The organism is Pseudoalteromonas sp. H103 (assembly GCF_001469205.1).
Taxonomy (GTDB): Bacteria; Pseudomonadota; Gammaproteobacteria; order Enterobacterales; family Alteromonadaceae; genus Pseudoalteromonas; species Pseudoalteromonas carrageenovora.
Window position 1 is genome coordinate 100,930 of the sequence record NZ_LOFG01000015.1, and the last position, 21,200, is coordinate 122,129.

At 38.4% G+C, this 21,200-nt stretch carries 17 protein-coding genes; 11 read left to right on the forward strand and 6 right to left on the reverse strand.

Features of this window, described 5'->3' with window-relative positions; genetic code table 11:
• Positions 1–94 precede the first annotated feature (94 nt).
• Positions 95–3,268 (forward strand): amidohydrolase family protein, encoded by a 3,174-nt coding sequence (locus ATS74_RS10425; RefSeq protein WP_058548841.1) that lies wholly within the window; start codon positions 95–97, stop codon positions 3,266–3,268.
• 289 nt (positions 3,269–3,557) lie between these two features.
• Here ATS74_RS10425 and ATS74_RS10430 read toward each other — a convergent pair whose 3' ends face one another.
• Complete coding sequence (locus ATS74_RS10430) at positions 3,558–3,926, reverse strand: hypothetical protein (RefSeq protein ID WP_058548842.1); 369 nt, start codon at positions 3,924–3,926, stop codon at positions 3,558–3,560.
• Between the two features lie 150 nt (positions 3,927–4,076).
• Here ATS74_RS10430 and ATS74_RS10435 point away from each other — a divergent pair, with 150 nt between their 5' ends.
• On the forward strand, positions 4,077–4,829 hold the full coding sequence (locus tag ATS74_RS10435) for a Nif3-like dinuclear metal center hexameric protein (protein ID WP_058548843.1): 753 nt from the start codon (positions 4,077–4,079) through the stop codon (positions 4,827–4,829).
• Positions 4,830–4,847: 18 nt separating this feature from the next.
• Here the strand turns inward: ATS74_RS10435 and ATS74_RS10440 are convergent, their stop codons facing one another.
• From ATS74_RS10440 to ATS74_RS10450, 3 genes are all read right to left on the reverse strand, one after another.
• Positions 4,848–5,612, reverse strand: coding sequence for a YdcF family protein (locus ATS74_RS10440; RefSeq protein WP_058549159.1), 765 nt, complete (start codon positions 5,610–5,612; stop codon positions 4,848–4,850).
• Positions 5,613–5,664: 52 nt separating this feature from the next.
• Entirely contained in the window at positions 5,665–6,552 is an 888-nt protein-coding gene (locus tag ATS74_RS10445) for a LysR substrate-binding domain-containing protein (protein ID WP_058548844.1), read from the reverse strand.
• A 1,018-nt stretch (positions 6,553–7,570) separates the two neighbouring features.
• Complete coding sequence (locus ATS74_RS10450; protein ID WP_058548845.1) at positions 7,571–9,940, reverse strand: EAL domain-containing protein; 2,370 nt, start codon at positions 9,938–9,940, stop codon at positions 7,571–7,573.
• Positions 9,941–10,123: 183 nt separating this feature from the next.
• On the opposite strand from ATS74_RS10450, the gene pyrC reads away from it, so the two are divergent.
• The 9 genes from pyrC (at position 10,124) to ATS74_RS10495 (ending at position 19,662) form a co-directional block, all read left to right on the forward strand.
• Positions 10,124–11,176 (forward strand): dihydroorotase, encoded by a 1,053-nt coding sequence (pyrC, locus tag ATS74_RS10455; protein ID WP_058548846.1) that lies wholly within the window; start codon positions 10,124–10,126, stop codon positions 11,174–11,176.
• 455 nt (positions 11,177–11,631) lie between these two features.
• Positions 11,632–11,835, forward strand: a complete 204-nt coding sequence (locus ATS74_RS10460) for a cold-shock protein (RefSeq protein WP_004588138.1) — start codon at positions 11,632–11,634, stop codon at positions 11,833–11,835.
• Positions 11,836–13,576: 1,741 nt separating this feature from the next.
• The gene (locus tag ATS74_RS10465) at positions 13,577–14,347 is read left to right on the forward strand and encodes a DUF3450 domain-containing protein (protein WP_058548847.1); all 771 of its coding nucleotides are present in this window, start codon (positions 13,577–13,579) and stop codon (positions 14,345–14,347) included.
• Between the two features lie 7 nt (positions 14,348–14,354).
• Positions 14,355–15,719 (forward strand): MotA/TolQ/ExbB proton channel family protein, encoded by a 1,365-nt coding sequence (locus tag ATS74_RS10470; protein WP_058548848.1) that lies wholly within the window; start codon positions 14,355–14,357, stop codon positions 15,717–15,719.
• On the forward strand, positions 15,719–16,243 hold the full coding sequence (locus ATS74_RS10475; protein WP_058548849.1) for a MotA/TolQ/ExbB proton channel family protein: 525 nt from the start codon (positions 15,719–15,721) through the stop codon (positions 16,241–16,243). The genes ATS74_RS10470 and ATS74_RS10475 overlap by 1 nt, the downstream gene beginning before the upstream one ends.
• Positions 16,244–16,257: 14 nt before the next feature.
• A complete protein-coding gene (locus ATS74_RS10480) occupies positions 16,258–16,662 on the forward strand; it encodes an ExbD/TolR family protein (protein WP_006792384.1) in 405 nt (134 codons plus the stop codon).
• Complete coding sequence (locus ATS74_RS10485; RefSeq protein ID WP_058548850.1) at positions 16,662–17,279, forward strand: energy transducer TonB; 618 nt, start codon at positions 16,662–16,664, stop codon at positions 17,277–17,279. The genes ATS74_RS10480 and ATS74_RS10485 overlap by 1 nt, the downstream gene beginning before the upstream one ends.
• An 11-nt stretch (positions 17,280–17,290) precedes the next feature.
• A complete protein-coding gene (locus ATS74_RS10490; RefSeq protein WP_058548851.1) occupies positions 17,291–18,550 on the forward strand; it encodes a tetratricopeptide repeat protein in 1,260 nt (419 codons plus the stop codon).
• Positions 18,551–18,612: 62 nt separating this feature from the next.
• The gene (locus ATS74_RS10495) at positions 18,613–19,662 is read left to right on the forward strand and encodes a hypothetical protein (RefSeq protein WP_058548852.1); all 1,050 of its coding nucleotides are present in this window, start codon (positions 18,613–18,615) and stop codon (positions 19,660–19,662) included.
• Positions 19,663–19,692: 30 nt separating this feature from the next.
• Here ATS74_RS10495 and ATS74_RS10500 read toward each other — a convergent pair whose 3' ends face one another.
• Complete coding sequence (locus ATS74_RS10500; protein WP_058548853.1) at positions 19,693–20,019, reverse strand: hypothetical protein; 327 nt, start codon at positions 20,017–20,019, stop codon at positions 19,693–19,695.
• Positions 20,020–20,077: 58 nt separating this feature from the next.
• Positions 20,078–21,058: a tRNA-dihydrouridine synthase gene (locus tag ATS74_RS10505; RefSeq protein ID WP_058548854.1), complete on the reverse strand. Its 981-nt coding sequence runs from the start codon at positions 21,056–21,058 to the stop codon at positions 20,078–20,080.
• Positions 21,059–21,200 lie beyond the last annotated feature (142 nt).

Consider the following 21,200-nt stretch of genomic DNA (forward strand, 5'->3'; position numbering starts at 1 on the left):
CTGCGTTTTATCATATAACGCTGGCAAGTTAGACTTGTTTTTGTTGCAATCATGTAAAATAGATTTAACTGCAACAATAACAAGCGAGAAACGCATGAAAAAAATGCTTCATACAGTATTGGCACTTTCAGTGTCATTGGCTCTAGGGCATGTAAATGCTGCCGAAAAAGATGAACAAAAATGGCAAGTAGACTCTCCTAAAGGCCAGTTTGTTGACGCTGCAATTAGCGTTGAACAAGGCACATGGATGAATATTGATGTAAGCCCTGATGGAAAAACAGTTGTGTTTGACCTGCTCGGTGATATTTATACAATGCCAATGAGTGGCGGTACAGCTACAAAACTTACCTCAGATATTGCATGGCAAATGCAGCCTCGCTTTAGTCCAAATGGAAAACACATTGCTTTTACCTCAGATCAGGGGGGGGGCGATAATATTTGGATAATGGATTTAAATGGCGAAAACCAACACGCGGTTACTGATGAAACCTTTAGGCTTTTAAACAGCCCCGCATGGAGCCCTGATGGCGATTACCTAGTTGCACGTAAGCACTTTACTGCAAGCCGCTCGTTGGGAGCTGGTGAAGTGTGGCTTTATCATAAGGCGGGTGGTAAAGGTGTTCAGCTTACTAAGCGCGAGAACGATCAAAAAGATTTAGGTGAGCCAATGTTCTCCCCAGATGGACGTTATGTTTACTTCTCACATGATGCAACGCCAGGTAAAACTTTTCATTATTCAAAAGATTCAGTAGCCGGTATTTATAAAATTAAACGCTACGACCGTGAAACGGGCGAGATAGAAACTGTTATTGACACTATGGGGGGAGCGATAAGGCCCACACCGTCGCCCGATGGCAAAAAGTTAGCGTACATTAAGCGCGATGACTTTCAAACCAGCCTTTATTTATACGATTTAAGCAGCGGCGAGCACACAAAGCTTTACGATAAACTTGAGCGTGACATGCAAGAAACGTGGGCAATTCATGGTGTTTATCCAACCATTGCATGGACGCCAGATAACGAAGAGCTCGTTTTTTGGGCTGGTGGTATTATTCACAAGCTAGATGTTGCAGACAAATCTGTTAAAACCATACCTTTTAAAGTGCAAACCAGTAAAAAAATTCAAAAAGCAGTGCGATATACACAAAATTTAGACACAGACGAGTTTGATGTAAAAATGCTGCGAAATGTACAGGTAAGCCCAGATGGCGAAACGGCTATTTTTGAAGCACTTGGTTATATTTATAAACGTGATTTAGAGTCGGGTAAGATTAAACGTTTAACTAAACAAACTGAGCATTATGAGTTATTCCCGCAATACTCTCGTGATGGTAAAAAAATCGTATACACCACTTGGAACGATAACAAGCAAGGCACGGTACGTGTTGTATCGTCGCGCAGCGGACGTGGCGATAGCATTACCACAGAGCCTGGCAAGTATGTAGAGCCAACATTTAGCCCAAATGGTAAAACGGTTGTGTACCGAAAAGCCACAGGTGGCAGCATATTAAACCCTAAGTGGTCTTTAAACCCAGGCATTTATAGCGTAAGCGTAAAAGGTGGTAAAAGTGAGCTGATTTCTAAAAACGGGTATCAACCACAGTTTGGTGATGAAAGTGATCGCGTTTTTATTATGAGCCCATGGCCAAAACCAACGCTTAGCGTAGTAGATCTTAAAAGTAAAAAAATACGTAAGCTTTATGAATCTGAGCATGCAACTGAATTTAGAGTTTCACCAGATGGTCAATATTTAGCGTTTGCTGAGCGGTTTAAAGTGTTTGTAACACCTTTTGTAGAAAGTGGCTCAACAATTAATATAAGCCCTAAGGATAGCCAGTTCCCTATAGAGCAATTGTCTGCTCGTGCGGGTGAAAACATTAGCTGGAATACTAAAAGCAATACGCTTTATTGGACTTTAGGCCCAGAGCTTTACCATGCAAGTTTAGAGGGAATGTTTGCAATTAATAAAGCCGATGATGCTGACTTTAAAGTAAAAAGTGGCGATAACATCGGTTTTAGTAAAAAAATGGCTAAGCCTAAAGGCATGATTGCGTTAAAAGGCGCAAAAATTATTACCATGGATGGCGAAAAGGTCATTGAAAATGGTGTGATAATTACAGATGGCAAGCACATCAAATCAATTGGTACAGCTAATGAAGTAACCATACCAAAAGATGCAAAAGTAATTGATGTAACAGGTAAAACGATTATGCCTGGTATTGTTGATGCACATGCACATGGCTCTCAAGCAAGTGATGAAATAATTCCACAGCAAAATTGGAAAAACTTTGCAGGTTTAGCGCTGGGTGTCACTACAATTCATGACCCATCAAATGATACAACAGAAATATTTACTGCCAGTGAAATGCAAAAGGCAGGGATGATTGTTGGCCCGCGTATTTTCTCTACAGGGACCATTTTATATGGCGCAAATATGCCGGGTTATACGTCACACATAGATTCGTTAGAGGATGCTAAATTTCATTTAGAGCGACTTAAAAAAGTGGGGGCGTTTAGTGTTAAATCGTATAACCAACCACGGCGTGAGCAGCGCCAGCAAGTAATTGAAGCCGGGCGTGAACTTGAAATGATGGTAGTGCCAGAAGGTGGCTCATTATTGCAACATAACTTAAGTATGGTGGTTGATGGCCACACAGGTATTGAACATTCTATTCCTGTTGAACATATTTACGATGATATAAAGCAGTTATGGTCACAAAGTGATGTAGGCTATACACCTACATTAGTTGTTGCTTACGGTGGTATATGGGGTGAAAACTATTGGTATGATAAAACGGATGTGTGGAACCACCCACGTTTAAGTAAATTTGTGCCTAAAAATCAATTATTACCGCGCTCTATGCGCCGCGTAAAAGCGCCTGATCATCACTATAATCACTTTAATAATGCACGTGTGGCAAAAGAGCTGCAAGACTTGGGCGTACTGGTTAATTTAGGTGCCCATGGGCAGCGTGAAGGGCTTGGAGCACATTGGGAAATGTGGATGTTCGCTCAAGGCGGAATGAGCTCACTGGAGGCTATTAGAGCATCGACGCTCGACCCAGCCAAATATTTAGGGCTTGATAAAAACGTAGGCTCGCTTGAAGTAGGTAAACTTGCCGATTTAATGGTAATAGATGGCAATCCACTTAAAAATATTCGAGATTCGGATAAAGTTGATTACACCATGATCAATGGTCGTTTATTTGATGCAAGTACAATGAATGAAGTGGGTAAAAAGGAACGCGAACCGCTTTATTTTGAATAGCTTTAATTATTATTTTTAATTTTTATAAAGCGGCTAATAGCCGCTTTTTTAGCCCTGTATTATTAGCAAAGAATTTAGCATGCTAATAATGGCTTTTATTGGTGTTGTATTTGCTGCTCATTTGCATTTTTGGCGTGTTCTGAATGAGAATTTTTTAACGCAGGTAGCGACACGTTTAGCCCCGCAAAATAACTAAGTATTATTGCGGATGAGTATTACATGCTCAATTAATAAATAGCAGACACAAAAAAACCGCTTAACGCGGTTTCTTTAAAATCACAAATGTTGTTTAAACAACACCGCGCGGTAAGCGACAGTCATGATCTTTGCGAGCTAAAATTACAATCCAAAGCTCTTCAGCTGTGTAACCTTCTTCATTTTCGGTAACAACAGAGAACGGTGCTTTTTTCTGTGCTTTAACAGGCGCAGCAGTTTTCGTTTTAGTTTTTTTAGCCGGCGCTTTTTCTGCAGCTTTAGGTGTAGTTTTACCAGAGCTTAATTCTTCAGTCAGCTCAGCTACGTCAGCTAGGCGTAAATTTTTTCCGCCATCAATGCTGTACCAGCCTGGTTTAGTTGTAATTTCAGGTTTTTTACCATTAGCAGCTTCATATGCAGCTTCAAAGGCAGATAACACTTCTGTTTTGTCTAGTTTGCTCATCAGAGACCCTATACGTTGTGAACACAGATAAAGAAGTCGTATTTATACCTATTTTAAAACTGTTTTTCAATTTTTTGCGATTTTCCTTCCATTTTTCACCTATAAACGCCAAAATTTGCACAAAATTCAGTGTTAAGTAAGGTAACGTGTATGCAACGTAGAGAATTTAACCAACTTCTAAATGACATTTTAAAACCGCATTTAATTAAAGACTTTTGCCCGAATGGATTACAAGTTGAAGGTAAAAATGAAATTAAAACCATAATTACAGGTGTAACAGCAAGCCAAGCACTTATTGATGCAGCTATAGAAAAAAATGCAGATGCTATTTTGGTTCACCATGGTTTTTTTTGGAAAGGGGAATCTCAACCGATCACAGGTATGAAAAAGCGCCGTATAAGCGCACTACTTGCAAATGATATAAATTTATTTGGTTATCATCTACCACTGGATATTCACCCGTCTATTGGTAATAACACGCAGCTAGCTAATTTACTTGGTATTGAGATAGAAACTGGGCTTGAGCCAACTACCAATAGTGTAGCAATGAAAGGACGTTTAAAAACTCCGCTCACAGGTAGTGAGTTTGCCAATAAAATTGCCAGCGTTTTGCACCGAGAGCCATTGTGCAGTATTGTTCGCGATGAAAAAATACAAACCATTGCATTGTGTACAGGTGGTGGGCAAGGCTATATAGATTTAGCAGCAGAGCAGGGAATTGATGCCTATTTAACAGGTGAAGCGTCTGAGCAAACTATTCACAGTTCGCGTGAGCAAAATATAGATTTTTTTGCTGCGGGGCATCATGCCACTGAGCGCTATGGAGTAAAAGCATTGGGTGAGCTACTAGCTAAAGATTATGGTTTTGAGGTTACCTTTATAGATATAGATAACCCAGTATAACTAAATACTTATAAGATACTAAAGCGCTTCTGGATTTATCCAGCGGCGCAAATTAATCCACGCATTTCCCAGCACTTCATGTGCGTATTGTGTAACAACTCTTAAAGCTTCTGCGCTTGGAATAAATTGCTTGTATAAAGGCTGCGCTGCAAAATTATGGTAATCAGTCGCAGCTGTTATTACATCAATTCCTTGGGCGTTAAATAAACTTTTTGCACGGGGCATATGAAGCACAGAAGTAACCAAAGCAACGTTAAAATCAACCAGTTTTGGGGCTAACATTTTTGCCTCAGCAGCGGTATCCATAGCGTGTGGGTTTTGACTAATACGGTTTTTATTCACTCCCAAACTAATGGCTGTTTTATACATTAAGGCGCTATTAGTGACATTTTCGTAACCACCACCAGATACAATAAGTTGAGCATTAGGGTATTGCTTTGCAAGCTTTACACCTTCTACTAAACGGCTAAGTGCACAGTTACCAAGCTGGTTGTTGGCACTGAGCCCGTTATTTGGGTTTATGTCGCAGCCAAGTACAACAATCTTATCTATTTTAGGGTGTTTTAAAGTATTAAACGCAAGTGAGGTTGGCTCATTACTTTTAATAATTTGATGTGCGAAAAATGGCGTACTAAGAGAAAGTAAAACGAATAAGCTTAAACTCGAAAGAACAAGTGCTGATTTACGCCCTTTAAATGCAAACAACAGCATTATAAAAGCAAACAGAGAAAATAAAGGGAGTGGCATGAGTAAGCCACCTAAAATCTTTTTTAATTCAAACATAATAAGTAACATAAATTATAATAGTGCTTTATGTTACTTATTAGCATGTAATTTATCGACCGTTATTTAACTTACACGTATTTAAAAAGTGACGATAAACGGGGTTATCTTTCATGTCTTTTTTCATTGCTAAATACATTGGGCGTGTTAAGCCAAGTGCACCAAGCGGAATTGATTTAATTAACCCTTGGCTTTCGTAAGGAGTAACGAGCCAATCAGGTAATGCCGCTACACCCATTCCAGCGCTTACTAATTGAAATATAAGCAGCCCTTGGTCAACATTTTTTAGTGTGCCGTCAAAGCGTGCATTTTGAATGAAATGTTTAAAAATATCTTGGCGTTCACGTGGAATAGGGTACGAAATAATAGTTTCGTTTTTTAGATCAAGCGCGGTTACATAGGCTTTTTTAGCAAGTTCGTGATCTGGTGCCACAATAAGCTTTAATTTAAAATCAAATAAATGTGCGTACTCTAGTTTGTCTGGTTCACGGATATCTGAGGTTAATACTAAATCTAGCTCATCACTTAATAAATCAGGAATAGCGTCGTAACTGAAACCACGTTCGTAGTCTATTTTTATATCTGGCCAAAAATTATTAAACTCTTTAATCGTAGGCAGTAACCAATGAAAACACGCATGGCATTCTACGCTCAAACGCAGTTGTGAAATAGGTTGGTTAAGGCTTTCTTTTAATCTGCATTTTGTTGCTTCTACCTTTGGTAACACCTCGTTTGCGAGTTCCAGTAACAACATTCCCTGTGGCGTAAAGCGAACAGGTTGAGTTTTACGTTCAAATAACTGGCAATCTAATTTGTTTTCTAAGTCTTTTATTTGATGAGACAACGCCGATTGTGTCAAAAACAGCTCGCGTGCTGTATTAACCAAAGATCCAGTGTCTTTTAAGGTGGCAATGGTTTTTAAATGTTTAATGTCTATCATCTTTAAAAATTCTCATGGTGAAAGTGAGTTCGGCTTAGATTAATTACATACTACGCTTTTCTAAAAAACGTTTCAACGTCTAGATGGCTAAAGTGAGGTTGTTTATTCTGATTTTCCTTCTTAATATTAAATTACTTAATGAAGATGTTCGTTTTAGGGCTTGTTTGATGAGTTAACTATGAGCTTAGCTCATGTTTAGTTTAAATCTACATAATTAATCTGAACTATAAATAATAAATCTATATCAAGCAGCTAAATTACATACTTATTAAGAGCTGGCGGAGCTAAATGGATTGTTTTTTCAATGCGAAAGTGAATATTTAAACCCGAGTTTGGGTAGTGAATACAATAATTTGTTTAGTAAAATACCTAGGGCGTGTTGATCTTTGCGGATTGAAATTTGTTCAATCTAGGGGCGATTTAATCGCGGCGCGAGGTTTGTAACCTAGTGGGCTCGGTAACTGCTCCTGCGTTACCCTACTGGCTTACATCCATGTAGGCAACAAAGAGTTTATCGCCCCTAGGCAAAACCCGAAGGGCAGCGCATGTTTGGCATTTATGCTGCGTTATCGCCTATTTATGGGGAGTAACCACACTTCATAGGCTCTGCTTTGCCTAAAAACCAAACATACTGCTGCAAACTAAACCATTAAAGAACAACACGCCCTAACCAAATTAGAGGGATATTTTAAAGAATGAATAAACAAAGGTATCTAAAATGCAAACGCTGATAGGCGCATAAGGCACTCTGCATTGCAATTACCTAATGCTTCATTTAATACCAATCCGCAGTAATACTTAATCATTTTCATGGGCTAAATGTGTCGCTATCCGCGTTAAAAAATTCTCATTTAGAACAACTAAATAGCGAATTTTTTGCCTTGCTATCAACACGTTTATCCATCCTCAAAATAGATCACTTAATTATGCGGATTGGTATAAGGCGTTCATTAAGAGTCAATACATCAACTAAAATAGCGTAATGCTCAGGTTAGTTGATGTATTAATGTGTAGGTGTTTAAAGGGGCTTATTAATTAACTTAATTGCTTGGCTCGCGGTGACAGGCTTTGATTTTAAATAACCTTGTCCGTAATTGCAGGCGGTTAATTTTAAAATAGCAAGTTGCTCTTGTGTTTCGATACCTTCAGCAACAACCTCAAGTTGAAGTGATTGCGCCAGAGATAAAATAGCTTCAACAAGGGGGTTAGTTGAATCTTGAAGGTGATCAATAAAGCTTTTGTCTATTTTTAAAATGTGGATAGGTAATTGGTGCAAGTAACCAAGCGCCGAATAGCCTGTACCAAAATCATCGAGGCATAACTTCACTTTTAATGGTGAAAGCCCTTCGATTATGTGTGTTGCCAGCTCTAGGTTTTCTATTAAGCCAGACTCTGTAATTTCTAAGCATAAAGAGCCAAGAGGTAATTGGTACTTATTGTAAATTGAGTGAATTTGAGCAACAAAATCAAGGCTTGCAAAATGACGTGAAGATACATTAACGGTTACTTTTAAAAAACGATGACCTTGTTTGTGCCATTTAGAAATATACTGTGCAGCTAGATCAAGCAAGTGCAAATCTAAGTTAATTATTTGCCCTGTGGTTTCAGCTATAGGTATAAAGTCATTAGGTGGTACAAAGCCTTTTTTAGGGTGATGCCAACGTACTAAAGCTTCAAAGCCTATTACTTCACTACTATTAATAGTAAATATTGGCTGAAAATAGAGCTCAAACTCATTATGCTCAATACCATGCTGTAAATCGTTTTCGATATCTGCATGGGTTTTAAGCTTTTTACGCATCGTATTATTGAAAAACTTTACTTGCCCGCGACCGGTCGATTTTGCTTCGTACATGGCAGCGTCAGCTTGTTGTAATAGAATATAGGCTTTATCGTCAATACTATCGCTGTAAGCTATACCAATGCTTGTTGAGGCTTGTAATAGGTGACCATCTACATTTAAAGGTTTAGAAAGTGCCGTTTGTATGCGTTTTAACGCTTCACTGACCTGATTTTTATGGGTGATATTTTCCATGAAGATCGCAAATTCGTCACCGCCTAAACGTGCAAAAGTATCGGTATTACGGACGGTATTTTTAATGAGTTCACAAATTTTAATTAAAAAGTGATCACCCACCTCGTGGCCTAAAGCGTCATTTATACTTTTAAATCGGTCAAAATCTAAATATAAAAGTGCATGGCTTGTGCTTTTTTTAGCACGGGATAAGCGTAAAATAGCGTGCTTTATCCGCTCAATAAGTAAAGAGCGGTTAGCAAGGCCTGTTAGTTCATCATGAAGTGCTTTGTGCTCTAGCTCTTGACGGGCTAATTGCCTGTCTATTGCCATACTTATTTGGCGGCTAACATAGGTTAATAGAGCGCTGTCGTGTTCATTATATTGCAAATTTTTATCATAGCTTTGAACAACAATTACACCACTTATTCTCTCATTTGTTTTAAATGGGACGCCAAGCCAGGATTCAGATAACCTACCAACAAGTTTAAAGTCGCCCGCATTAATGTGTTGCTGATATTGTGATTGGTTAAGTAATAAAACACGATCTGATTTTAATAAATAGTAAGAGGCTGTATCTTTTAGCTGCTCTTTTGATATTTTTTTATGGGCATGACTTTGGATCCCTTCTTCGACTATATAAACCAGATCGAGAATATCAACTTGCTTATCGTAAAGAGCAATAAAAAAGTTATCGGCGGGTATTAAGCTGTTTATTATTCTATGCAGTGCTTCAAAGAAAGTGTCTAGGTCACTTGCTTTGTAGGTTAGGTTAGCTATTTGTAATAAGCTATTTTCCAACTTTTGAGCATTGTTAAGCTGCTCAACGGTTTGCTGTAAGTTATTTACCGTATTTACTTGGTTTATTTTTGCACTAAGTAAATGAGCAACCGTTGTTAGTATTTCAAGGTGAGCATTAGTAAAGTAATTTTTGACAGGGTGCTCACAATCAATAACACCTAAAACTTGTTCCTTGTATATAAGAGGAACACAGAGCTCTGATTGAGCAGGGCGATTATCTGCAATATACCGACTGTCTTTAGTTACATCATCAATAATGACTGCTTTACCTGTACTTGCAACTGCACCTGTAATGCCCTCACTAAAGCGAATTATTTTACGCTCAGCTTGGTATTTATCCCGTGCATGAGCAATGCCCATTGAGGCGACTTGATTTAATGTATCAGTGTCTCGATCTGCAAGATAGATAACGCAATCAACAAATCCTAAGCGGTTGACTACATGTGTTGTAACGTACTCAAATAACTCATCGAGTGTGTCGAGTTGTAATAAGCTAGATGAAAATTGATTAATGATACTGAGTTGATCAGTTTTTATTTCAAGGGCTCTAGCTGCGTCGATTTGATAAGGCATAGGCAATTTATATTATTCTTTTTATTTTTTGATACAGGTACTAAGTTAACTCAATATTTTCTTGAGTACAAAATAAAGCGATAAATAGATTTTATAAAGCGTAAAGCGATTCTTTTTAATAAAATCTTTACTCCAAAACCTCATATGCCTATGATCGGATAAATTCAGCCGTGGAACAAAGTAATGACAAGTAATACATCTAACACCGTAACAACTCTCACTATCACTCGCCCAGATGACTGGCATGTACATTTAAGAGATGGTGATCAGTTAAAAGATACTGTGCGCGACATTAGCCGCTACATGGGTCGAGCTATTATTATGCCAAACCTTGTTCCGCCTGCAACATGTACTGATACAGCATTAGCTTATCGTGAGCGTATTATGAATGCTGGTCCACAAGGGCAATTTGAGCCTTTAATGGTGCTTTACTTGACGGATAAAACGACTCCAGACGAAATCAAGAAAGCCAAAGCAACGGGTAAAATTTTTGCTGCAAAATTATATCCAGCAGGAGCGACTACTAACTCTGATTCAGGCGTTACATCAGTTAAAAATATTTATCCTGTTTTAAAAGCGATGCAAGAAGTCGGTATGCTACTTTTAGTGCACGGTGAAGTCACAGATTCTTCAATAGATATTTTTGACCGTGAGAAGGTGTTTTTAGATACTATTTTAGGCGATGTTGTTGCTGATTTTCCTGAATTAAAAATAGTTTTGGAGCACATAACAACAAAAGATGCTGTTGAATTCGTTATGGCTGCACCGCAGAACGTAGCCGCGACCATTACAGCACACCATCTTCTTTATAACCGTAATCATATGTTAGCGGGTGGTATTCGCCCACATTATTACTGTTTGCCTATCCTTAAGCGTAATACTCATCAGCAAGCTTTAATGGGGGCTGCAATTAGTGGTAATAAAAAGTTTTTCTTAGGGACTGACTCTGCACCGCATTACAAAGACAAAAAAGAAGCTGCGTGCGGTTGTGCTGGGGCTTACACAGCTCATGCATCAATTGAGTTGTACGCAGAGGCTTTTGAAGATGCAGGTGCTTTAGATAAACTTGAAGGGTTTGCAAGTCACTTTGGAGCTGACTTTTATGGCCTTGAGCGCAATACAGATACAATTACATTAGAAAAGAGTCCTTGGAAAGTACCCGCAACTTATACTTTGGGTGATTCTAAAGTCGTGCCTATAAAGGCAGAAGACACTATTGATTGGCAAGTAAAATAGTACGATTAAATGTTTATAAAGCCACAAATGAAATTTTGTGGCTTTTTTAGTTTCTTACCATTGGGTTTCTAGCCTCTTAAAAGAATATGATATTTAAGCACTTTTTATAAAATGCTTAATTAAGCCCTCTATTTATAGTTTTTAAATCATACAATAGTATATTTAAGATTATTTCTGCTTTTAAATTAACCATTTATCATTAAATTAAAGAAAGTTAAGTTTCTTATTAAATAAATCCCAATTAATAGAGCCAAAAAAAAATTAATGTGTTAATCTTAACTTGCTTTGAGTTTTTGCGTATTGAATTTACGGATATTGTGCTGCGTTTAAGGTTACCGGTTAGGTTAAAACTTGTTCCTGTACTATACCTCCAGAATTTTGGGCACTGACTCAGGGAGGATATAGCCATAATAATATGGCTGAATTTTAATTATTGACTTACAGGAAAATTTAGTATGTCGGTTACTGGTAAAGTAAAGTTTTTCAACGAAGCTAAAGGCTTTGGTTTCATTGAACAAGAAAATGGTCCTGACGTGTTTGTACATTTCAGCGCAATCACTGGTTCTGGTTTTCGCACTCTTAGCGAAGGTCAAGCAGTGACATTCAGCATCAAACAAGGTCAAAAAGGCCCTGAAGCTGAGAACGTAGAAGTAGCATAATTTTAATTATGTGAACCTTAGTTCATCGTGGTGAAGCAGACATCTGTTTCACCATAATCCCCTAATCACAAACTCTAACTTTCCATTTAAACTCAAAATCCCCAGCTTACTTTGCAAACTCATTTAAAAAAACTGACAAAAATAACGATTGTTATCAGCATTGACCATTATGTACTACCACAATTGGTTTATGACGATTAGGTAATTATTAAAGTTTATTTTATCAAACCAAATAGTACTCATAACTTAATACCTTTGCTCAATATAGATTAATAATTAATTAAGTACCTCAGAATTTTATCCCCGATTAAAAGTACCTTTAGCTCTATGTATTACTAAAATGATGAGCTTATATAAAAGGGAGTAGTGTTAGGGGGGGAGGCTATTGGCGTTCATAGGTAATATTTTTCTAAGAATGAAACTAAATAGTAACACGCGGTTTTAACCTAGTGGTATTAGAAACCATTCTTGCAATACCTAAATGTTCCATCATTATATTACAGCAGGCTGAAAAGGTTTCAGTATCCAGCCTACAAACTATACTTAGTATCAATCCACAATAATACTCAATCATTTTGCGGGGCTAAACGTGTTGCTACATGCGTTAAAAATTCTCATTTACGACCGCAGGGATGCAGAAGTTATAGCAATTGCCGAGAACAACTAAATAGCAAATATTTTACCCAACTATAAACACGTTTTCCGGCCTCAGAATAGATCACTTAATTAAGCGAATTGGTCTTATTGAGTAATAAAAAGAGTCAAGCAGGTTTAGGGCGAACCTAGATGGTTGCGCTTATTTAGATTTTACAATGTCATATCAAAGATGTGCGATGGCCACACTTTATAGACTCTGCCTTGATTGAATAGCTGACTAATTACTAGGGCGTATTGATCTTTGCGGATTGAAATTTGTTCAATCTAGGGGCGACTAAATCGCGGCGCGAGGTTTGTAACCTAGTGGGCTAAGTAAAAACCGAGTAAAGCTTCCGCGTCCTGCTCACGCCCCTTACCTACATCCATGTAGGCAACAAAGAGTTTATCGCCCCTAGGCAGAACACGAAGGGCAGCGCATGTTTGGCATTTATGCTGCGTTATCGCCTATTTATGGGGAGTAACCACACTTCATAGGCTCTGCCTTGCCTAAAAATCAAACATACTGCTGTAAATTCAATCATCAAAGATCAACACGCCCTGGGGTAGGAGTGCGAAATATAAATAGAAGCAAAGCTTTTATCTATATTTTCAAAATGGCTTTGCTCTACTCAATCAAGTGATACTAAAACCGCACACTGTTGTTTTTTTGTGCGACAAACGGTTTGTTTTATAGGACGAAGTGTAAAAAAGGTGAGGAAATGTACCAAGTAAGTTTAAAAAATAACTTTTGTTATAATTGTATCGTTTTTTTTTGAGTTTTTTTCAGTGCGAATTCAGTTTTAGTTAAATGTTACAATTATGTTGTTGTTTGTCAGTGTAATGCGAATAAATACCCCCCTCAAAAGGCTTTAATTGATATATCAAAAAAAAATGTCGTTGCAATAATGTTAACAGTTGTATGCTAATACTTTAGTGCAACCTTTATCTTCGCTATTTATTTACTGATATCAGCAAACATCAAGTTGACAGCATCAATTGCATTTAGCATTATTGGTAGGTTGATATCTATTAAAAGATATCAGGGTTGTTCTCCTCGGAGGATAATTAAATTATAAAAGTAACATTACTTAATTGGTTGGGAACTATGTCTGTTAAAATCAGAAAGAGTCTTGTAGCAACTGCGTTGGTTGGCGCTTTTGCATTTGCAAGCAGCAATGTGATTGCAGATCCTTTGAATGACGTGCAAAAAGCAGGTCAACAAATTCAAAAGGCTGCTGTTAAGTCTCAAACTAAAATTGACAATGTATATGGTCAAACTCAGGAGCTAATCGCTGAGTACCGTAGCGTTGTTGATGAGACTGAACTTATGAAAGTATACAACGATCACGTAGCACGTTTGGTCGCTGACCAAAACGCTTCTATCGAGTCGTTTGACCGTCAAATCGCTACAATTGACAACACAAAGCAAAACGTTGTGCCTTTGATGTATCGCATGATCGATACGCTTGAGCAATTCATCAAAGCGGACGTTCCATTTAATCTTGAAACGCGTCTTGGACGTGTTGAGAAACTTCGCGACATCATGGCTTCTGCGTCTGTAACGACGTCAGAGAAATTCCGCCAAGTTCTAGAAGCGTACACAGTAGAAACTGCTTACAGTTCAGCTGTAACAGCTTCACAAGGTACTTTAGAAGTTGATGGCAAGAACATTAACGTTGATATCGGTCGTTTAGGTCGTATTTCATACGTAGCACAGTCTTTTGACTTAAAACACGCTTGGGTGTGGGATAACAACACTAAAGAGTGGAAGAAGTTAGGTGATGAATACCTAAAATCAGTTAAAGAAGTGATCCGTATGGCGCGTAAGCAAGCGACACTAGAACTTGTTAAACTACCAATTTTTGGCGCGGAGTAATTAAATAATGAAGAAACTATTTAAAGGTTTTGCTGTTGCAGCAGTACTATCTGTTTCTGCAGGTACCGCGCTTAATGCACACGCAAATACTGGTGCTTTAGATAAAATTCTTGAGCAAGTTAAGCAAGAGCGTATCTCTGAAGGTAAAATCAATAAGCAACGTGAGCAAGAGTTCCTTTCAGAACGTGCTGACAAGCAAGCATTACTTAATAAAGCAAAAAGCCAACTAGCTGCTGAAAAAGCACGTGGTGATAGCTTAGCTAAGCAATATGCACAAAACGAAAATACTTTAGCTGAAAAAGAGCAAGCTCTTCAAAACGCTCAAGGTACACTTGGTGAAATGTTTGGTGTTGTACGTCGTGCAGCTCAAGACGCTATCGGTTCTATCGAAGCTTCACTAGTTAGTGCTGAAAAGCCAGGTCGTGCTGAAGTATTACGTTCATTAGCAGCTGCTAAAGAACTTCCAACAGTTCGTGAACTTGAAGAACTTTGGATTTCACTTCAAACAGAAATGACTGAGTCAGCGAAAGTTTCTACTTTTGAAACTGAAGTTGCTGGTCTTGACGGTAATGCTTCAATGAAGCAAGTAACTCGTATCGGTAACTTTAACTTAGTTACAGACGAAGGTTACTTAATCTACTCGCCTGAGACTAAGTCTATTCAGCCTTTAGGTAAACAACCTGATAGCTACATTTTAGACGGTATCTCTGCTCTTGAAGGTACTTCTGCAGATAACTATGCTGGCGTATACGTTGACCCGACTCGTGGTGCAATCTTACGTATCAACACGCAGAAGAAAACGCTTATGGAATACTACGAGCAAGGTGCTGAAGTTGGTTACATCATCACAGTACTATTAGCTGTAGGTCTATTAATCTTCTTAGTACGTTTTGTTGATTTAGCGCTTACTACTTCTAAGATCAAGTCTCAGCTTAAGAACTTGTCTACACCGAATACAAACAACCCACTGGGTCGTATTCTTAAAGTGTACCATGACAACAAGACTCAAGATGTTGAAAACCTTGAACTTAAACTTGATGAAGCTATTTTACGTGAAACTCCACGTGTTGAAGCTGGTATCAACATCATCAAGATTCTTGCTGCAATCGCACCATTACTAGGCCTACTAGGTACTGTAATCGGTATGATCTTAACGTTCCAAACAATCACATTGTTCGGTACAGGTGATCCGAAGATCATGGCAGGTAACATCTCTCTAGCTCTTGTAACTACAGCGCTAGGTCTTATCGCAGCACTACCACTTATCCTACTTCACTCAATTGTTGCAGGTCGTAGTAAGTCGGTATTACATATCCTTGATGAGCAAAGCGCTGGTATCATCGCTACTCACGCGGAGAAGGAGAAAGCCTAATGCTAGTCCTGATGGAGATATGGGAATCTATCAGGGATTTTGTTGGCACAGGCGGTCAGGTTTTATACGTGGTCGCGATAGCACTCTTTCTTATGTGGGTTTTAATGATTGAGCGCTATTGGTTCCTACTTGCTGAATTTCCTCGTTTGACGAAGGACATTGTAGCCAAGTGGGATGCCCGCCAAGACACTACGTCTTGGTACGCACACAGAATCCGTGAAGCATGGATTTCTGAAGCGTCTGAAAAATTAGATCAGCGTATGTTGTTGATTAAGACATTAGTAGCTATTTGTCCTTTAATAGGCTTACTTGGTACTGTAACGGGTATGATCGCGGTTTTCGAAACCATGGCAACTCAAGGTACTGGTAATGCACGTTTAATGGCATCAGGTATTTCAATGGCAACAATCCCAACAATGGCTGGAATGGTTGCGGCACTATCTGGAGTTTTCTTTAGCTCACGCCTTGAGGCAAGAGCGAGAATGGTGAAAGCCAAACTTGTAGATAGCATGCCTCATCACTAGAGAGAGAATTAAATATGGCACGTAAACAACGTTTTCGTGAAGAAGAAGAAGCAGCGGTAGATATGACGCCGATGCTTGACATCGTATTTATCATGCTTATTTTCTTTATCGTAACTACATCGTTCGTTAAAGAGGCTGGTATCGAGGTCAATAAACCTAAAGCGGCTCAAGCTACGAAGCAAAAAAATGCTAACATTTTTATTGCTATACGTAGTGATGGTGCTATCTGGATTGATAAACAGCAGGTTGACGTTGAACGTGTTTCAGCGAAAATTGAAAGTTTATTAGCAGAACAACCTACTGATGTTGTAATTTTGCAAGCTGATAAAGAAGCAAAGCACGGCACAGTGGTTAAAGTTATGGACCAGATCAAAGCGACGGGTGATAACCTAAGAATTTCAATAGCTGGAGATCAGTAATGATTCGTTTTCTGTTTTCACTGATTGCAGGTGGGGCAGTTACTTTCGGCTTGTTCTACTTCATGGCTTACCTCATCTCTGGTGGGGCTGACCGTAATACGGAACAAAAAGAGCAGATCATAGTCGAAATAATGACGAATCCGCCTGAATCTAAGGTGCAGGAGAGGAAGCGTGTACCGCCTCCACCTCCGCCACCGCCAAAGCAGCCGCCTAAACCGCAGCCGCCACAGCCGGAAAATAATAATCCTAACCCTGGTGCTATGTCATTTAACATGGGTAGCATTGATGTAGGTAGTTCAGCTGGTGGACTAAGTGGTCCAGGTGCATTTGGACGAGATGGTGATGCGACACCTATCGTTCGTATTGAACCAAAATATCCAACGCAAGCAGCGCGTGATGGTAAAGAAGGTTGGGTTCAACTTTCATTCACAATCGATGAGTTAGGTGGTGTGACTGACGTTGAAGTAATCGACGCTGATCCTAAACGTATCTTTGACCGTGAAGCTAAACGTGCACTGCGTAAGTGGAAATACCGTCCTAAGATCATTGACGGGAAACCACAAAAACAACCAGGTTTACAAGTTCAACTAGACTTTAAACTTAACCAAGGCAACTAAGGAGGCGAGTAATGAGAAATTTTTCTAAAGTAACTGCTCTTGCAATTCTTATGTCTGTGTCAGGTGCTACATTAAGTGCATCTGTTTTAGCGGCGCCAGATTACGCAAAGATTGAAGAGCGTAAGAAAGCAAAAACTAAAATCATGGGCGAGCGTACTGGTAAAAAAGTAATTAAAGCATTTGATTTGTACAACGAAGAAAAAGTTGATGAAGCTATTGCTTTGCTTAGAGAGATTGAACCTTCGAATGACTTTGATAAAGCGACCGTAAATCGTTACTTAGGTAGCATGTACGCTCAAAAAGAAAAGTATGCCGATGCGATCAAATACGCTAAGCAAGCAGTTGCGCCTGATGTTTTAAACTTTGCTGACCAAGAACAGACACTAAAGCTGTTAGGTGATTTATACGCCGGCACTGAGAAGTACCAAGAAGCCAAAAAAGCTTATGTAGCTTGGATGGACTTTACAGGTGAAGAAGATCCAACAGTTTATACACGTATCGCTCAAGCTAACTATCAGTTAGAGCAATACCGTGACGTTTTTGAACCAGCTGATAAAGCAATTAAACTTCAAAAAGAGCCTAATAAAGGCCCTTACCAATTAAAACTAGGTGCATACTTTGAGTTAAAAGATTATGCAAACATGGTTAAGATTGGCGAAGAGATTGTTCGTGTGTGGCCAGATGATAAAAAGGCTTGGGTTAGCTTAGGTAAATATTACCTACAAACCGAAGACTATTCTAAAGGTCTAGCAACTATGGAAGTTGCATACAAGAACGGTTACTTTGAAAATGAAGTTGAATATAAAGTTTTATCAAACTTTTACTCTCTAAACGAGATTCCTTTTAAAGCAGCTATAACGCTAGAAAAGGCCGTTAAAGGAGATAAAGTAAAACGTACTAAGCAGAATGTTAGCGCGATTGCGAGTAACTACCATCGCTCTAAGAATCTAGAAAAAGCTGCTAAGTATTACGAAGAAGCTGCTAAATTTGATGAAGATGCTGAGCTTTACCGCAAAGCAGGTTCATTACTTTTACAATCTGAAAAATTCAGTGCTGCTGTTGTTCGTTTGAACAAAGCGTTAGAACTTGGTTCTGACAAAAAAGGTACTATTTATTCAGATTTAGCTGAAGCGTATTACTACCAAGGTAAGTATAAGCAAGCATATGCTGCTATTACTAAAGCTATGGACGACCCACGCACTCGTAAGTTTGCTAAAGGTTGGTCTACTTATATTAAAGATAAAGCCGCTCGCAACGGTGTTAAAATTTAACTTTAATTAGCTTAAGCAACTTATTAAAAAGCCCCTCAGGGGCTTTTTTTATTGGAAAAACTATGTATAAAACGCTCTCATTTTTATCACTTATGTGTCTGTTTTTAGCTGCATGCTCAAAGCAACCTCAACCATTTACATCATTTGAAGACGCGCAGACGGCTTTAAAATCTCTAAATACCGCACTTGTACAAACAAAAACAATAAAAATAGATACGGTAACTGACGAGCAACTCGTTTTCTCTGATGCGTATTTGGCTAAGCGCCATGCTGTTTATCAAAGCTTAATGGATATGCAACTTGAATCGAATCAAATTGCTCAAGTGAACTATTTAGTTATTGCTGAGCGATTTCCTGAGCGTTACTTTAATTGGCCAGCTCAGATAAACGTACTTGAAAACATGCTTGCTTTTGATGGTACAAAACACAAACCAGACAACATTATTAAATGGCTAAAATTGACTCAAGATCAATTAGATAGTGCTAAACAAAGTAATTTAAAGCTAAATAAAGTTGAGCTGTCTTTATTAAATTCGTATGTTGATGAAACACTTAAAAATAATAAAGTTCAAGGTGCTCTGCAAAGCCACTTAAGGGCATTTAGCGTGTATTTAAGTAATTACAAGGTTCGCGGGAGTGTAGGACTTCGCGGTCTTGCTAATGGTAGCGAGTGGTATCAAAGTAAGCTTAATTATTTTAGTGGCGCTGTTCACTCTCCACTTGAATGGGCTTCATTACTTAATAAAAAAATAAATATGTTAAAAGTTACAGAATCTATATCTAATGTAGATGTCCCTAAAACACATGAATATTCTTTTATAGTTCAAGTTGTTAAAAGTAGTAAACAAATCCCAGGTTTAGATTGGCAAAGCCATTACCTCGATTTACCATCAATGGCAGCTAACATGAATGCTTCTGCTTCTAATAGTGCTTTAATGCTAGTGATGATGGAAACTGATGTTGGTATTCATTATCACGCATGGACACTACCTCAGGCTAAGGTAAACTTAATTAAAAGATTAAAAATAAGCCCAGAGTTTGCGCAGTATCTAGTGGAAGATATTATTTTATATCCAGGGCAGTCATTTAGTTTTGCATCAACAACGTTATGATTATTACCAATGCTAATGTGATAAGTACGCTTATTTAGCGCACTTATCACAGCGCTGCGCTGCTGGATCCTTTTCAAGTAAGGTTGCGGGTATTTCTTTTTCGCAATCGCAGCAATATCCATACTGGCCTATATCAATTTGGCTTATTGCAGCCTCAAGTTGAGTCATTCTATTTATTAAAGGGGTGTATTCAGGTCCGAGTTTTTGCGCAACATGGTCAAGCCAATCATTTCTTCCAATGGTCAATAATTCACACTTTAATTGCTGGTAACAAGAGTGGGGGGATTCAGACAGCATTGCCATTATAGCTGATTGGACTTTAGTTATCTCATCATCGAGTTTTTGCTGATGGTTCATATCAGTATAACCTTTAAAATTGGCTTATCGTTATACTGATATTATCTAGGGTTTAAACTTAACCGTTATGATTTGAATCAAGTTGCGGTGCTTTGGCATATTTTTTTAATACACCTGCAACATCTTCTTTACTTTTCAAGCGTCTAATTTCATCAAATAGCTCAATTGCTTGAGGATACTGGCGTTTTAAGTAGCCAAGCCATTGTTTAGTTCGTGATGCAAAATACTTTTCGTCTTTTGCTGGGTCTTGATGAATAGCAGAATGAATTAGATGATAAATTATATGTTCCCACTCTAAAGCATTATATTGTTCATTGTTAACATGAGCTTTGATTTTTTTTGCTAAGTCAGGGTGAGAAAGAGCACCTCGGCCAAGCATTAAATCAGTGCACCCGCTGCGTTTTTGGCACAATAAAGCATCCTCAACCTGCCAAATTTCACCATTCGCAACCACTGCAATATTCTTGTTTTTTATAATAGGAGGGATCTTTTCCCAGTATGCAGGAGGATTGTAACCATCTCGTTTGGTGCGAGCATGTATAGCAACGCTATTTGCACCAGCACTTACTACTGCATCAACTATTTCCTGGCTATTAGAATCATCATCAAACCCTAGACGAATTTTTGCGCTTACCTCATGGTCATTATCTACAGCATCTCTTACGGCTTTAATAATGGTATACATGTGTTCAGGATCTTTTAGTAATACTGCGCCACCACGGCTTTTATTAACCGTTTTTGCAGGGCAACCAAAGTTAAGGTCAACGCCATGAGAGCCGAGCGCGATTGCTCTTATTGCATTTTCAGCAAGAGGGTTTGCTTCTTGTCCAAGTAATTGTACACGTACTGGCGTTCCTGCGCGGGTATAACCATTATTGTGAAGCTCAGGACAAAATCTATGGAATACTTTATCGGGTAAGCATGCTTCTACAACTCTCACAAATTCAGTTACACATAAGTCGAATCCACCTATATCGGTAAGTAACTGGCGCATTTTGAAATCAACAACACCTTCCATAGGCGCTAAAACAAGCTTCATAAAATATTTAATGTTTTGCTAAAAATTGGACGCATAGTTTAACCGTAAATCTTAAATTGATAAATCTGTATTTGTCGTCCATATTTATTTCAATAAAGTGAATAGTAAAAAAAATGAAAATAAATGAAAGATTTTATTATCA